This is a genomic window from Neglectibacter timonensis, assembly GCF_900048895.1.
Taxonomy (GTDB): Bacteria; Bacillota; Clostridia; order Oscillospirales; family Acutalibacteraceae; genus Acutalibacter; species Acutalibacter timonensis.
In genome coordinates, this window is record NZ_LT160640.1 from 232,156 (window position 1) to 246,905 (window position 14,750).

General features: G+C 51.1%; 14 protein-coding genes. 7 read left to right on the forward strand and 7 right to left on the reverse strand.

From position 1 onward, the window contains the following. Nucleotides 1-10: 10 nt before the first annotated feature. A complete protein-coding gene (locus BN3911_RS09975; RefSeq protein ID WP_242871108.1) occupies nt 11-439 on the forward strand; it encodes a nucleoside deaminase in 429 nt (142 codons plus the stop codon). A gap of 177 nt (nt 440-616) precedes the next feature. Here the strand turns inward: BN3911_RS09975 and gdhA are convergent, their stop codons facing one another. Further along, the gene (gene gdhA / locus BN3911_RS09980) at nt 617-1,948 is read right to left on the reverse strand and encodes an NADP-specific glutamate dehydrogenase (protein ID WP_066864945.1); all 1,332 of its coding nucleotides are present in this window, start codon (nt 1,946-1,948) and stop codon (nt 617-619) included. 398 nt (nt 1,949-2,346) lie between these two features. Between gdhA and purC the strand changes: the two genes are divergently transcribed. The 5 genes from purC to glmS all read left to right on the forward strand — a co-directional run bounded on the left by purC (nt 2,347) and on the right by glmS (nt 8,011). After that, nucleotides 2,347-3,057 (forward strand): phosphoribosylaminoimidazolesuccinocarboxamide synthase, encoded by a 711-nt coding sequence (purC, locus tag BN3911_RS09985; RefSeq protein ID WP_066864947.1) that lies wholly within the window; start codon nt 2,347-2,349, stop codon nt 3,055-3,057. Between the two features lie 106 nt (nt 3,058-3,163). After that, nucleotides 3,164-4,597: an adenylosuccinate lyase gene (gene purB / locus BN3911_RS09990; protein WP_066864950.1), complete on the forward strand. Its 1,434-nt coding sequence runs from the start codon at nt 3,164-3,166 to the stop codon at nt 4,595-4,597. Continuing rightward, on the forward strand, nt 4,590-4,805 hold the full coding sequence (locus tag BN3911_RS09995; RefSeq protein WP_066864952.1) for a hypothetical protein: 216 nt from the start codon (nt 4,590-4,592) through the stop codon (nt 4,803-4,805). The genes purB and BN3911_RS09995 overlap by 8 nt, the downstream gene beginning before the upstream one ends. Next, nucleotides 4,799-6,082, forward strand: coding sequence for an adenylosuccinate synthase (locus BN3911_RS10000; RefSeq protein WP_066864955.1), 1,284 nt, complete (start codon nt 4,799-4,801; stop codon nt 6,080-6,082). Before BN3911_RS09995 ends, BN3911_RS10000 begins: the two co-directional genes overlap by 7 nt. 99 nt (nt 6,083-6,181) lie before the next feature. Beyond that, the gene (glmS, locus tag BN3911_RS10005) at nt 6,182-8,011 is read left to right on the forward strand and encodes a glutamine--fructose-6-phosphate transaminase (isomerizing) (protein ID WP_066867742.1); all 1,830 of its coding nucleotides are present in this window, start codon (nt 6,182-6,184) and stop codon (nt 8,009-8,011) included. Nucleotides 8,012-8,189: 178 nt separating this feature from the next. Here the strand turns inward: glmS and BN3911_RS10010 are convergent, their stop codons facing one another. Genes BN3911_RS10010 through BN3911_RS10030 form a run of 5 tightly spaced genes read right to left on the reverse strand, consistent with a single transcriptional unit; the run spans nt 8,190 to nt 11,639 of the window. After that, nucleotides 8,190-8,753, reverse strand: coding sequence for a TlpA family protein disulfide reductase (locus tag BN3911_RS10010; protein WP_066864958.1), 564 nt, complete (start codon nt 8,751-8,753; stop codon nt 8,190-8,192). Between the two features lies 1 nt (nt 8,754). Further along, on the reverse strand, nt 8,755-9,255 hold the full coding sequence (locus BN3911_RS10015) for an FtsX-like permease family protein (RefSeq protein WP_066864961.1): 501 nt from the start codon (nt 9,253-9,255) through the stop codon (nt 8,755-8,757). Between the two features lie 4 nt (nt 9,256-9,259). Further along, nucleotides 9,260-10,447: an ABC transporter permease gene (locus BN3911_RS10020; protein WP_066864963.1), complete on the reverse strand. Its 1,188-nt coding sequence runs from the start codon at nt 10,445-10,447 to the stop codon at nt 9,260-9,262. A 9-nt stretch (nt 10,448-10,456) separates the two neighbouring features. Continuing rightward, entirely contained in the window at nt 10,457-11,119 is a 663-nt protein-coding gene (locus BN3911_RS10025) for an ABC transporter ATP-binding protein (protein ID WP_187127724.1), read from the reverse strand. Nucleotide 11,120: 1 nt separating this feature from the next. Then, nucleotides 11,121-11,639, reverse strand: coding sequence for a PadR family transcriptional regulator (locus BN3911_RS10030; protein ID WP_066864968.1), 519 nt, complete (start codon nt 11,637-11,639; stop codon nt 11,121-11,123). A gap of 329 nt (nt 11,640-11,968) precedes the next feature. On the opposite strand from BN3911_RS10030, the gene guaA reads away from it, so the two are divergent. Then, nucleotides 11,969-13,507: a glutamine-hydrolyzing GMP synthase gene (guaA, locus tag BN3911_RS10035; protein ID WP_066864971.1), complete on the forward strand. Its 1,539-nt coding sequence runs from the start codon at nt 11,969-11,971 to the stop codon at nt 13,505-13,507. Between the two features lie 82 nt (nt 13,508-13,589). On the opposite strand, the gene BN3911_RS10040 is transcribed toward guaA, so the two are convergent. Beyond that, nucleotides 13,590-14,639 carry a site-specific integrase gene (locus tag BN3911_RS10040; protein WP_066864974.1) on the reverse strand — a complete coding sequence of 350 codons (1,050 nt, stop codon included), beginning with the start codon at nt 14,637-14,639 and terminating at the stop codon, nt 13,590-13,592. Between the last annotated feature and the right edge of the window lie 111 nt (nt 14,640-14,750).

Genomic DNA, 14,750 nt, shown 5'->3' on the forward strand with positions numbered 1-14,750 from the left:
AAAGAAGTGGATGCTTCGTGCATTGGAGCTGGCGAGAGAAGCAGCTGCGGCGGGAGAGGTTCCTGTAGGCGCTGTTGTGGTGCGGGGGGAAGATTTGCTGGGTGAAGGCCGGAACTGCCGCGAGGCGGAGGCTGACGCCCTCTGTCATGCAGAGCTGCTGGCAATTTCCCAGGCTTGCCGGAAGCTTCATTCCTGGAGGCTTACTGGTTGCGAGCTGTATGTGACGCTGGAGCCGTGTCCTATGTGTACAGGCGCGTTGATCAATGCTCATATTGATACAGTGGTATATGGCGCGGAAGATGAACGTGCAGGCTGCTGTGGGACTGCAGCAGATCTATTTACTTTGCCATACAGTCATCGTCCCGAGGTTTACCGGGGATTTCTGGAGGAGGAAGCCAAGGCGTTGCTGCGGGAGTTTTTTAACGGTTTAAGGCATTGAATAAGCCTAACAAACAGAAAGACAGGCTTGCTTTTAGCAAGCCTGTCTTTCTGTTTGTTAGGCCCAACGGGTGGTTATAAAATGATGGAGAAGAACAGAGACGCTATTCAGTCCTTTTTGCAGTTGACGTGGGCCTCCGTTTTCTGTTGTTTCATATCTCCGCCTGGGAGATTAATATCAGATAACTCCCTGGGCGAGCATGGCGTCGGCTACCTTGACGAAGCCTGCTATATTGGCGCCTACAACATAGTTCTTTGCATGGCCATACTTTTCCGCTGCTTCGTCGGCATTTTTGAAGATGTTTTCCATGATACCCTTGAGTTTGGCATCCACTTCCTCGAAGGACCAGGAGAGGCGTTCGCTGTTTTGGCTCATCTCCAGCGCGGAAGTGGCCACGCCGCCCGCATTGGCAGCTTTGCCGGGGGCGAACAGCACACCGGCGTCCTGCAGGATTTTAGTCGCTTCAATGGTGGTGGGCATATTAGCGCCTTCTGCCACGGCTATGACGCCGTTTGCCACCAAAGCTTTTGCATCCTCCTCCAGCAATTCGTTCTGGGTGGCGCAGGGAAGGGCTACGTCGCACTTAATGCTCCATACGCCCCGGCCCTCATGATATTCCGAATTGGGACGGTATGCTTTGTAAGCGGTGAGACGGTCACGTTTGACTTCCTTGATTTCCTTGATAGCAGCAAGATCAATGCCGTCCGGATCGTACACCCAGCCGGTGGAATCGGACATAGTGACCACCTTTGCGCCCAACTCCATGGCCTTTTCTGCGGCGTAAATAGCCACGTTGCCTGCCCCGGAGATGACCACGGTCTTGCCCTTGAGTTCGATGCCATTCTTTCTAAGCATAGCGTTTGTAAAATACAGCAGGCCGTACCCTGTAGCCTGGGTGCGGGCCAGGGAGCCGCCGTAGGTGAGACCCTTGCCGGTGAGCACACCCTCGAAAGCGTTGCGAATGCGCTTATACTGGCCGAACATATAACCGATTTCCCGGGCGCCCGTACCGATATCACCTGCAGGCACATCGGTATCGGGACCGATATGGCGGTAGAGCTCCGTCATGAAGCTCTGACAGAAAGCCATGATTTCCCGGTCGGATTTGCCCTTGGGGTCGAAGTCGGAGCCGCCCTTGCCGCCGCCAATGGGTAACCCGGTGAGAGAATTTTTGAAAATCTGCTCAAAGCCCAGGAATTTGATAATGCCCAAATTAACAGAGGGATGCAGCCGCAAACCGCCCTTATAGGGTCCAATGGCAGAGTTGAACTGAACGCGATAGCCGCGGTTGACCTGTACTTTACCCTGGTCATCCACCCAGGAAACACGGAACATAATCTGGCGTTCCGGCTCTGTGATACGCTCCAGAATACCGTTCTCCTCATATTGGGGATTGGCCTGGATCACAGGCTCCAGGGAGGTGAGCACCTCAGTGGCGGCCTGGATGAATTCCGGTTCGTTGGGATTCTTTTTCTTCAGAAGCTCAAGCTGCGTGCTGACATAAGACATAATCGGTTCCCTCCAAGTTGCAAGTTGAATGTTTGAATCCTGCAAAATTACCTATATATTTTACCATGGGCGGCTGAAAATGACAAGAAAAATTTTCGAAAATTCGTTTTAACTGAAATACTAGCACTGTGCTTTTCTCTTTCTGGAACTATTGACAAAAAATCTGGTTCTATCGCCGGGGAAAATTCTTTCAAAGACAAAGATCGGGCAAAGAAAACGGGAACACTGGATTCTATGCACATAAACCCGCAGGCATCTTTTTTTTTGAAGTAATTGACAGCGGGCAGGGCAGTGTAATAGAATAAACGCGTGTTGGGCCTGGAGGTATGGATGGGCTCGCTGGAAAATGGAAGATATGGCACAAAGAGTTGCTTCGGTGAATGGAGGGTTCTCAAATCATGCAGAAGAAAGAGTTGCTTTATGAGGGAAAGGCCAAAAAGGTATACAGAACCGATGACCCAGGACTGTACATTGTGTCCTACAAAGATGATGCCACTGCCTTTAATGGTCTAAAGAAGGGCACTATTGTGGGAAAGGGCGTTGTAAACAATCAGATGTCCAACTATATGTTCCGTCTGCTGGAAAAACAGGGGATTCCCACCCATTATGTGGAAGAACTCAACGAACGGGAGACCGCCGTCAAAAGGGTATCCATTATTCCGCTGGAGGTTATCGTGCGCAATAAGGCAGCAGGCAGCCTGTCGAAGCGTCTGGGGCTGCCTGAAGGCACCGGGCTGAAGTCTCCGGTGCTGGAGTTCAGCTACAAAAATGATGAGCTGGGTGATCCTATGGTAAACGACTACCATATTTTGGCAGTTGAACTAGCTACCCGGGAGGAATTGGATCAAATTGCGGAAATGAGCCTCAACATTAACCGACTGATGGTGGATTTTTTTAAAACAGTCGATGTGGATCTGATTGATTTTAAGCTGGAATTCGGCAAGACCTCTGACGGCGAAATTATTTTGGCAGATGAAATTTCTCCGGATACCTGCCGCTTTTGGGATGGAACCACGGGAGAAAAGCTGGATAAGGACCGTTTCCGTCGAGATATGGGCGGTGTAGAAGAGGCTTATGCAGAGATGATGAGAAGGCTTGGTCTGAAATGAGCGGGGGAGGAAGGCGCCCGCTTCCTTCAGCAGCACCAATTGGGCGTACTGTGTGCGCCCAATTTCTGCTTTTTCCAAAATTTACAGGGAAAGGATCGTTAGCAACATGACAAGAAACATATACGACTCTCCGTTATCTGCCCGTTATGCAGGCAGCAAAATGAAATACTTGTTTTCTCCGGACATGAAATTCAAAACTTGGAGGAAATTATGGATCGCCCTGGCGGAAACGGAACTGGAGCTGGGGCTGCCCGTCACCCGGGAACAGGTAGAGGAACTGAAAGCTCATGCGGAGGACATCAACTACGAAGTGGCGGAGGAGCGGGAAAAGCAGGTCCGCCACGATGTGATGAGTCATGTGTATGCTTATGGACAACAGTGCCCGAAAGCTGCGGGAATCATCCATCTGGGCGCAACTTCCTGCTATGTAGGGGATAATACCGACATTATCGTGATGACGGAAGCCCTGCGGCTGGTGAGGGATAAGCTGGTTGCCGTTATCCGGGTATTGGCTAAATTTGCAGAGGACTATAAAGAATTGCCCACTTTGGCTTTCACTCATTTCCAGGCCGCTCAGCCCACTACGGTAGGAAAGCGTGCGACCTTGTGGATTCAGGATCTGCTCATGGATCTGGAAGATGTGGAATATCAGCTCTCGAAGGCAAAGCTGTTGGGGTGTAAAGGCACTACAGGCACGCAGGCAAGTTTTCTGGAGCTGTTTGAGGGTGATCAGGAAAAGTGCCGTGAGTTGGACCGAAAGATTGCGGAAAAGCTGGGCTACACGCAATGTTTTGCTGTTTCAGGGCAGACTTATTCCAGAAAGCTTGACAGTCAGATATTGTCTCTGCTTTCCGGTATTGCGCAGAGTGCGGCCAAGTTTTCCAACGATATCCGCCTGCTGCAGCACCTGAAAGAGGTGGAGGAGCCCTTTGAGAAAAACCAGATCGGATCCAGTGCCATGGCCTATAAGCGTAATCCGATGCGCAGCGAACGCATCGCTTCGCTGGCCCGTTATGTCATCGCCGATGCGGTTAATCCGGCTATGACGATGTCCTCCCAGTGGTTTGAGCGAACCCTTGACGATTCTGCCAACAAGCGCATCAGCATACCGGAGGCATTCCTTGCAGTGGACGGTATCCTAAACCTATATGCCAATGTGGCGGATGGGCTGGTGGTTTACCCGAAGGTGATTGGGCAACATCTACTTCGGGAATTACCCTTTATGGCAACAGAAAATATTATGATGGATGCAGCAAAACGCGGAGCCAACCGTCAGGAACTGCACGAACATATCCGCTTACACTCCATGGAAGCAGCCAGGGTGGTGAAGGAACAGGGCGGAGAAAATGACCTGCTGGCCAGGATCGCAGATGACCCCATTTTTGGCGTGACGTTGGAAGAATTAAACGAGATTGTAAAACCTGAAAAATATGTGGGACGGGCCCCTGTACAGACAGAGGATTTTCTGCGGGATTCAGTCGCACCGATACTGGAAAAATACAGCTTTGTCGGGGAGGAAAGCGCGGAGATCAATGTCTGAACAAGCAGCAGCCGGATCGAAAAATTCAGTGGCAGCTTCTTTACCCGCATTCCCATTCATATTTATTGACACAGGCCGGCGTGTACCGGCTGGAACTGGGCGGGAAATGAAAACGGAAAAATCAGGTTACATTCCTGAAAGGATAGAAATATCCGGCCATTTTTACGGTTATTGGGCGGACAAAAGAAAGGATAAATCATCATGGTGAAAGCAATTGTAGGCGCCTGCTGGGGCGACGAAGGAAAGGGAAAGATCACGGACGTGCTGGCGGAGAATTCTGACCTGGTGGTACGTTTTCAGGGAGGAAGCAATGCCGGGCATACTATTATCAATGAGTACGGAAAATTTGCCCTGCACCAGCTGCCCAGCGGTGTATTCCGTCAGAATATAATAAATGTGATTGGCAACGGCGTAGCCCTTTCGGTAGAGAATTTTACAAACGAACTCAGCACGCTCTTGGAGCGCGGCGTCCCCCGGCCGAGGCTTCTGGTTTCTGACCGCTGCCAGGTGGTCATGCCCTATCATAAGGAGCAGGACGGTTTGGAAGAAGCCCGGCTTGCGGCAAAATCCTTTGGTTCCACAAAGTCGGGGATAGCGCCCTTCTATTCGGACAAATATGCGAAAATCGGGTTTCAGGTCAGCGATCTGTTTGATGCCAAAGATGCTCTCATGGAGCGTATCGACCATGTAACCGGCCTGAAGAATGTGCTGTATACCGAGCTTTATCACAGAGAGCCGCTGGACCGGAATGAAATTTATGCCAAACTTATGGAGTATCGGGAGCAGCTTGCGCCCTATGTAACGGATACCGCCACACTTCTGTATGACGCGGTCAGGAAGGGAAAGACCATTCTGTTGGAGGGACAGCTGGGGTCTTTGAAGGATCCGGACCTGGGAATTTATCCGATGGTCACCTCTTCCTCTCCTCTTGCTGGCTACGGAGCAGTGGGAGCCGGCGGAATTCCGCCCTATGCCATCCAGCAGATCATCACGGTGGTGAAAGCCTATTCCAGCGCCGTGGGCGCGGGAGAATTTGTCTCTGAAATTTTTGGAGAGGAAGCGGAGGAGCTGCGCAAACGGGGCGGTGACGGCGGCGAGTACGGCGCTACTACAGGCCGGCCCAGAAGGATGGGCTGGTTGGACCTGGTGGCGGCGAGGTATGGCTGTATGGTACAGGGGGCTACAGATGTAGCTTTTACTGTGTTGGACGCTTTGGGATATCTGGATGAGATCCCGGTTTGCGTAGCCTATGAGTTGGATGGTAAACGGATCGATACCTTCCCGCCCACCGCCCAGCTTAAGCGCTGCAAGCCCATTTTGGAGGTCCTGCCCGGCTGGAAGTGCGATATCGGCGGTATCAAGAACTATGAGGAACTGCCGGCGGACGCGAAAAACTACGTGGAATTCGCGGAAAAGCATCTGGGAGTGCCGATTACCATAGTGTCGAACGGCCCCGCCCGGGAGGATATCATCTACCGGAAGTGATCGGCGGGAAGAGTTGTTGATTTGGGAAGGAAAGCGGAATATTGGCTGCCGGGACGGCGAGAGGTAGTGTTCCCGGAAAGAAAGGAGAGCGAAGTTGCTATGTGTGGAATTGTAGGATATATCGGAATGGAGGAGGCCGCCCCGTTTCTTCTTCACGGCTTGCAGAGGCTGGAGTACAGAGGGTATGATTCAGCCGGTGTGGCTGTGTATAACGAGACCGGCCTGCATGTGGTGAAGTCCAAGGGACGTCTCAGCGTTTTAGAAGGGATTTTGGAAGGCGGCGCTAAGCTGCCCGGCAGTGTGGGGATCGGTCATACCAGATGGGCCACTCACGGCGCTCCGTCAGACGTGAATTCCCATCCGCAGGTGAGCGACGGCGGAAAATTTGCTGTGGTTCATAACGGTATTATCGAAAATTACCTGGAGCTGAAGAATCATCTTCTGCGCCGGGGTGTGGAATTCGTTTCGGATACGGATACTGAAGTGGTAGCGCAGATGCTGGAATATTATTATCATGACGATGTGCTTGCCGCCATTCAAAAGGTGATAGACAGAGTGGAAGGCAGCTATGCTTTGGGCATCATCTGTGCAGATTGTCCGGAAAAGATTTTCGCTGTGCGCAAGGACAGCCCTTTAATTGTGGGCGTGGGCAGGGGAGAAAATTTTATAGCCTCCGATATTCCGGCTATTCTCTCTAAAACCAGAGATATTTACCGCCTGAAGGACCAGGAAATTGCCGTGCTGACCAGGAATTCTATCGAGTTTTGGAACTCGGACCGGGAAAGGATTGAGAAGCAGTCAGAGCACATTGAATGGGATATTTCTGCAGCGGAAAAGGGCGGCTACGAGCACTTTATGATGAAGGAAATCTGCGAACAGCCGGAGGCGCTGCGAAAGACGATCTCCCCCAGAATCCGGGACGGACATATCGTGCTGGACGATATTGAGCTGACGGCGGAGCAAATCCGGAATATTGATAAGGTGTTCATTGTAGCCTGCGGTACAGCCTATCATGTAGGAGTAGTGGCAAAATATGCCTTTGAGAAGCTGCTGAAAATCCCGATGGAGGTGGATGTGGCCTCTGAATTCCGCTATCGCAGCCCCATTATCAATGACAGAACGCTGGTGATTATCATCAGCCAGTCTGGCGAAACGGCGGATACCCTAGCGGCGCTGCGGGAGTCAAAAAAGCGGGGCGCCCGCGTGCTCTCCATCGTCAATGTGGTGGGCAGTACCATCGCCAATGAATCGGACGATGTGCTCTATACCTGGGCGGGGCCGGAAATTGCAGTGGCCTCCACAAAGGCATACAGCACGCAGCTTGCGGTGATCTATATGATAGTTCTTTACATGGCTGAGCAGCTGCACAACATTTCAGAACAGGAGCTTCAGGCGTATATTGAAGAGCTTCAGCGCCTGCCGGAGTTTGTGGCGGCATGTCTTACGGATAAGGAGACCATTCAGTATTTTGCATCCAAATATTTCAATGCCAAAGATATGTATTTTATCGGCAGGAATGTGGATTACGCGGCATCCCTGGAGGCCTCCCTGAAGCTCAAGGAAATTTCCTATATCCACTCTGAGGCCTATACGGCGGGAGAGCTCAAGCATGGTCCCATTTCATTAATTGAAGACGGGACATTGGTCATTGCCATCTGTACCTATGATAAACTCTTTGATAAGATGATGTCGAATGTAAAAGAGGTGAAGGCCAGAGGGGCGGTCGTGCTGGGAATCACCACTCAGCAGAAAAAGGAGGCAGTCTCTCAGGAGGCGGATTATTCCTTCTGCGTCCCGAAAATATCTGATTTTATGCTGCCGTCCCTGTCCATCATCCCCCTGCAGCTGTTCGCCTATTATGTGGCCTCTATGAAGGGCTGTGATATCGATAAGCCCAGGAATCTGGCAAAGTCGGTCACTGTAGAATAACGACCCGGGATTCGAAACCGTGAATCAAAACGGAAGCCCCCGCCCTGTTTGATTGGAAAACAGGGCGGGGGCTTTGCCGAATACAGACCTGGCCATCATGGTGCACTGGTTTACTCCCCGCTTAGCCGGAAACGCGATGATCCATGTGACAGTTTTGGTGACAGGAACAGGGACAGAACTAAGGATTCCTCATCTCGTCTTTTTCTCCGCCGTCCTCGACAGCTGTGACGCCGCCGAGATATCCCACTTCCTTTTGAACGATTTTTCCGCCTTTCAGGGTGAAGGTCGTGGGGTAGCTATCCGTTCGGAAGCTCCATTTCACAGAGTTTTTATGATCCAGCATGATATGAAGATTTTCATAGTTCCGGGTAAACTCCTCAAATTTTTCTTGGTCCTCTTTGCTGCCCACTCCAATATAAACGGCGTAAACATTTTCGACACCTTCTTTTGCGTTGAGGTCGGATAATGCCGCCTGGGCATAAGGGCAGCCAACGATTGCAAGAACCAGCGTGCTGGTTTCAGGCAGCTGGGAGCTTTCCAAAATTGCGCCGTCGGAATCCTCCATTGAGAATTCCGGCACTTCCGCTCCCACCGGCAGGGGCGGGCCCGCGGAGTTGCGCACGTCCGTCAGGTGAGCCTCGTAGGCGGCGGTGTTTTTCCCCAGGAAAACAAGCAGGACCAGCGCTGCGAAACCATACAGCAGATACGGACGGATTTTTAAGTGCCTATTCTGCAGCTTCATACTAGTCTCCTTTCAGCACTTCCACCGGTTGAATTCTTGCCGCCGCCGCTGCCGGATACAGTGCGCAGAGGACCAAAAAGATTAGGGCAGCCAGCGTACAGAGAATGGCATAGGAGGGACCGCACGGCAAGGGAAAGGGCAGACCAAGGAGCCGAAAGGCCCCGGAGAATATCAGCAGCTGGGAGCCGATGCTGCCCAGCAGTACGGGAAGGACGGCGTGCTTCAGAACGGCGTCGAAAAGCACCAGCCGGTAAATGTCCCCGGTGTCCGCGCCGACCGCCATATGCACGCCGATACTGCAGCGGTTGCGCTGCACGGCGGTCAGCAGATTTCCCAGCAGGCCCAGCGCGCAGACGATGATAACGCCTCCGCCGAACAGGTCTAACAGGAGCAGGACGGCTCCACCTGCCCAGCCCTGGGCCCCGCCGTTGATGGAGAGAGCCAGCCCCAACACCAGGGCGGTCAAAAAATAGTGCAGATAAGCTGTTTTACCGACTTTCATAAAATCACTCCTGTCGCAGCAGATAAGCAGGCTGCTGTTTCAAAATATAGCGGAAGGGGAAATAGGCGGCCGCAAAACAGGCGCAAAAGATCACTGCGGCCGCCAGGAAAATGGTGGTGCTGTTGAACAAGAAAAGAAAGCTGCCCATATAATTGTTGATGGAATAGACAAGCACGGCCGAGACCGCTGCGCCTAACAGCAGGCCTTTGGCGCAGATCAGAGTAAGCTCGCCCAGGAATTCCCGAAACACGGCGCTGTAGGAAGCGCCTACCGCAAGCTTCAGGCCAATTTTTTGTTTGCTCTCCAGAATTCCTGCGCTGGCAAGGCTCATCATGTTGACTCCGGCTAAAAACTCTCCCAGAAAGGCCAAAAGAAAAATTCCCGAAAAGATCATCGCGTCGCCGGAGGGAACGCGGCTACTCTCGTAGATATCTGCATCGGTCTCCGCGTGAAACACGGTGTCTGCGGTGGAAAATTGAGCGTTGAGCCGTTCCTGCAGCCGGGAAAGCCGGCTTTCAAAATCCTCTATAGAAAGCCCGTCGGGCTTTCTGATGTCGATATACGCGACATGGAGTTCCTGACGCTGCAAGGCCGGTTCATAGGGAAGGAGTAATAGCAGGGCTGTACTCTGCGGAGTCAGCAGGGAATCAAGAGGGCTTTCCAACGCCGCCGCTTCAAAAGCGGAGGTGATCCGCAGTCTGCGGCCGTCAACCTCCACCACGGGGGAAGCCTCCAGATGCAGCCCATAGGTTTCCAAAAAAGCGGTGCTGGCAGCGCAGGTATCGGGACCTGTTTCCCAGTCTCCCTCCGGCGGCTCCATCCCCTTCACCGCAAAGAAATCCGGGGTGGAGTAGAGTACGGAAACATCGGGGATCGTGGTGTGATTGGCGGTGACGGCAGGGGGCGTACCGGTGGATTCGGCTACCGGCGCAGACTGCCAGCCTTCAGGAATCAGTCCGTCCGCTGCCTCAAATTCCTTCGGCAGCATGGTGTGCAGAGCGAACAATGTGTTTTTTTTCACCTCTTTGGGGGAAAGATAAATTTTGGCGTTTTGCTCGTTTTTGCGCCGGATTTCCGCCGTTTCGGCGTTGTCCGCTATTTGGCGCTGCACGCTGCAGAGGAAGAAGATTCCGGCAACCACGCCCACCGCCATTCCGAGAACCAAAAAGGCACGATATGTTTTTTTCAGCATAGCTCCACCTCAAAGAATTTGTCCGTCGCGCATTTCTACGATGCGGTCGGCGTAGGAGGCGATCTTGACATCGTGTGTGACGAGAATCAAAGTTTTATGGAGCGTTTCACGTACCCTGGCCAGCAACTCGATCACAGCCTCGCTGTTTTCGTTATCCAGGTTTCCGGTAGGCTCGTCTGCCAAAAGGATTTTTGGATCATTTACGAGGCTGCGGGCTATAGCTACCCGCTGCTGTTCGCCGCCGGATAGCTCATGGGGCATACGTTTCTCCAGTTCAGCAATTCCCAGCCCTTCCAGCAATGGCATAACGATATCCCGATGCTGCTTTCTGGAAACCTTCCGATATTTCAGCGGCAGAGCTACATTTCGAAACACACTGCATTCCGGCAGCAGATAAAAGGCCTGAAAGATGAAACCGAATTTTTCCCGACGCAGAAGAGCCCGGCTTTTCCGGTTTAAAGCTTCAGCACTTTTACCTTCAATCCGGTATTCTCCACCGTCATAGGTATCCATGCAGCCGATCACGTTCAGGAGGGTGCTTTTTCCACAGCCTGATTTTCCCATGACCGCTATAAATTCTCCATCTTGAATCTTCAAAGAAATATCCCGGAGAGCCTCTACCTTGCCAAGATTACTTTGATAGGTCTTTTTTACTTGCTTTAATTCCAGCATATCAAGTCTCATCCCCTCTCTGCAGCAGCTCCAGGCATCGATCTGCCCAACGGATATCAGCCTCCAGCTTCAAAATACTGCGTTCCAACAGCAGGTACGGTCCCAACTGTTCCTTGGGCGTTTCCAGCTTTTTTTTGGTCAGCCTTTGCATTTGTGAGATCAGCAGCTTTTTGTATTCAGCAATCATCTGGAGAAAACCTTCCGAACTCAGTACCTGCATGGCCGCTAACTTAAAGGAGAGCTCGTCATAAAGAACCATACTTTCCTTTCCCGGTTCCATCAGCCAGTGGTACAGTTCCCGCCGTCCCAATTCCGTAATAGCATAGATCTTTTTGTCTGCACCCCCATTTTCCCTCAGGGAGATGAGGCGGTCTCTCTCCAATCTTAACAGGGTCGAATAAACTTGTCCAAAATTGAGCTGGGTTTCATGGAGCAGCAGCTGGTCATAATGCTGCTTAAGCTCGTATCCGTGGAGATCTCCCTCTGTGAGCAGAGCTAAAAAAATATGTTTGACACTCATTTTAAGAAACACCCTATCCCTTAATATATACTCAGTACATATATCGAGTATATATTAAGGGATAGGGTGTTGTCAAGCATATTTTCGTGCAGATTGGGGAAGCTTTTGCCAAGTATTGAAGAATCAGGCCATGTGTGGTAAGATAATTCTCATCTTACCAAGAGATAAAGACGAATTATGTATGTTTTCTTAAAGTAAGTGCCGAGCCGTTAGGCGTAATTAATTCAGCGGTTACTCCAAAGCAGAAATAGCAGGAGATAGAGGGCCCGCAGTCTCTGTGCGGGATACCGTATAACAGCGTGGACCGGAGAAAGGAAGATGGTAAAACAATGGAAAATGCCTCTCGCCATGAATCTGTAGTGGTTCTGGATTTCGGCGGGCAGTATGCCCAATTAATCGCTCGACGGATGCGGGATTTGAATGTTTACTGCGAGATTAAATCCTTCAGAACAGACCCGGAGCAGCTTCGGGAGTATAAGGGAATCCTTTTCACAGGCGGACCAAACAGCGCCTATGCGCCGGACGCTCCGCTGTGTTCAAAGTCTGTATTTGAATTGGGAATTCCCGTGTTGGGTATTTGCTACGGCGCGCAGGCTATGGCTCATCTGTTGGGCGGCAGGGTGGAAGCAAGCCCGGTTCATGAATTCGGCAAAACCCTCACCTCTTTTTCTGAGGATTCCCTGTTGTTCCGAGATGTGCCGGAAAGTGTCTGCTGGATGAGTCATAACGATTATATTTCCGGATTGCCGGAGGGCTTTTCTATTTGCGCACAGAGTGCTCATTGTCCTGTGGCGGCCATGGAATATCCTGGGAAAAAATTGTATGCAGTACAGTTTCATCCTGAGGTGGAGCACACGGAATATGGAAATCAGATATTCCGGAACTTTCTGTATGAGATATGCGGCTGTAGGGGCGATTGGAAAATGGCCTCCTTTGTGGAGGAAACCATCAGCGCTTTAAAGGAACGGATCGGGGGTAAAAAGGTGCTTTGCGGCTTATCCGGCGGCGTGGATTCCTCTGTGGCCGCCATGTTGGTGCACCGTGCGATCGGAAAAAATCTCACCTGTATTTTTGTGGATCACGGATTGCTGCGTAAAGGTGAGGGGAACCTGGTAGAGCAGGTATTCCGAAGGGAATTTGATATGAATATTATCCGGGTCGATGCCAGAGAACGCTTTCTTCAGAAATTGAAGGGGGCGGAGGAGCCGGAGGAGAAACGGAAGATTATCGGCGAAGAATTCATCCGGGTTTTTGAGGAGGAGTCCCAAAAGCTGGGGAAGGTGGAGCTCCTGTGTCAGGGAACCATCTATCCTGATGTGGTGGAAAGCGGCACAGGAGAGGCGGCTGTCATTAAAAGTCATCACAATGTGGGCGGCTTGCCGGAAGATATCGGCTTTGAAGGCCTGGTGGAGCCCTTGCGGGATCTGTTTAAGGATGAGGTACGGCGTGCGGGCATTGAGCTGGGGATTCCGGAAAATCTGGTATGGCGTCAGCCTTTCCCTGGGCCCGGTCTCGCTGTGCGCATCATGGGGGAGATCACAGAGGAAAAGCTGGACACATTGAAAGAGGCCGATGCCATCTTTCGGGAGGAGATTGTAAATGCAGGGCTGGAACGCAGCGTCGATCAGTATTTTGCGGTGCTTACAGCCAACCGCAGCGTAGGCGTGATGGGAGACGGACGCACCTATGGCGTGACTGTGGCGCTGCGCGCTGTGACCACTACGGATTTTATGACAGCGGATTGGGCCCGCCTGCCCTATGAGCTGCTGGGAAAAGCGTCGAACCGCATTATCAATGAAGTCCCCGGCGTCAACCGCATTGTCTACGATATCACGTCTAAGCCTCCCGCGACGATTGAGTGGGAATAAATGGAAGAAAGCCCGAAAGTCTTTGTTTGCAAGGCTTTCGGGCTCTTTTAATGATAGCCGCGATGCTGTTATGACGCTGAAATCAGGTTTTTAGCAGGGAGTCCAGCGTTTGAGCAAGTTCTCCTTGCTTGTGCGGGTATAGATGGGAGTAGGTATTGAGGGTCGTTTCTATGTTCTCATGGCCGAGTCGTTCGGCTATCAAGAGTGGCGAAAAGCCGAGTTCGATAAGTAATGAGGCGTGGCTATGTCTGAGGTCATGCACTCTAATCTTTTTAACTCCGCTCTGGCTGCTACCTCGAATCATTTCCCTGTATAGGGCATGCTTGGTTAATGGGAAAATGCGCCCATTATCATAGATGTGTGAGATATACTCTTTAAGTTCTTCGCAAAGAAAATTCGGCAAAGCGATAATCCGATTGCTTTTCGGAGTTTTGGGCTCCGTAATAATATCTTTCTTGCCAATTCGCTGATAGGATTTATTGATAGTTATGGTGTTTCCCTCAAAGTCAATATCATCTTTGGTCAAGGCTAAGAGTTCGCCTTCCCGTATGCCGCACCAGTAAAGGACTTGAAACGCTGAGTGCATTTGTGGTTTGTCCTCGATTGCTGCGGCAAATCTAATGTATTCGTCTTTTGTCCAAAACTGCATTTCCTTTGCGTTCTTGCGTCCTATGCTTCCCGCCTTATGACAAGGATTTTCTTTTAGACCATAATACTTAACGGCGTAGTTAAAAATCGCGCAAAGCTGATTATTGATTGCTTTTAGGTATGTTTCGGCGTACTCGTCACCCATGAGCTGATTTTGCCATTGTCGAACCGTTGTTGCTTTAATGTCGCTGATTTTCATTTTGCCGAAATAAGGCAAAATCTTTGTCCTTATTAGGTGCTCCTTGTTGTTCATGGTTGACACCCTGAGTCGGCTTGCCATATCTGTATTATACAGAGAAATTAGGCTTGCCATTGTCATTTGCGGATTTTCCTGCAATTTGTCAAGAAAAGCGCGTTCCCATTCTTTGGCGTCTTTCTGTTTAGTAAAACCTCTCTTTGTTTTACGCTGCTGTTCCCCTTGCCAATCGGTATAGTAGAAACAGCAATACCACGTTCCGCGGTCCTTGTCCTTATATACTGGCATAACATTTGCCTCCTGTTTTGCCTTTTTATCTATATTATCGCAAATAGTAAGATTCGCGAGCCCCTGAATTTGGAGTACCTACGGCGTCCTATATCAGCTCCGTTTTTACAG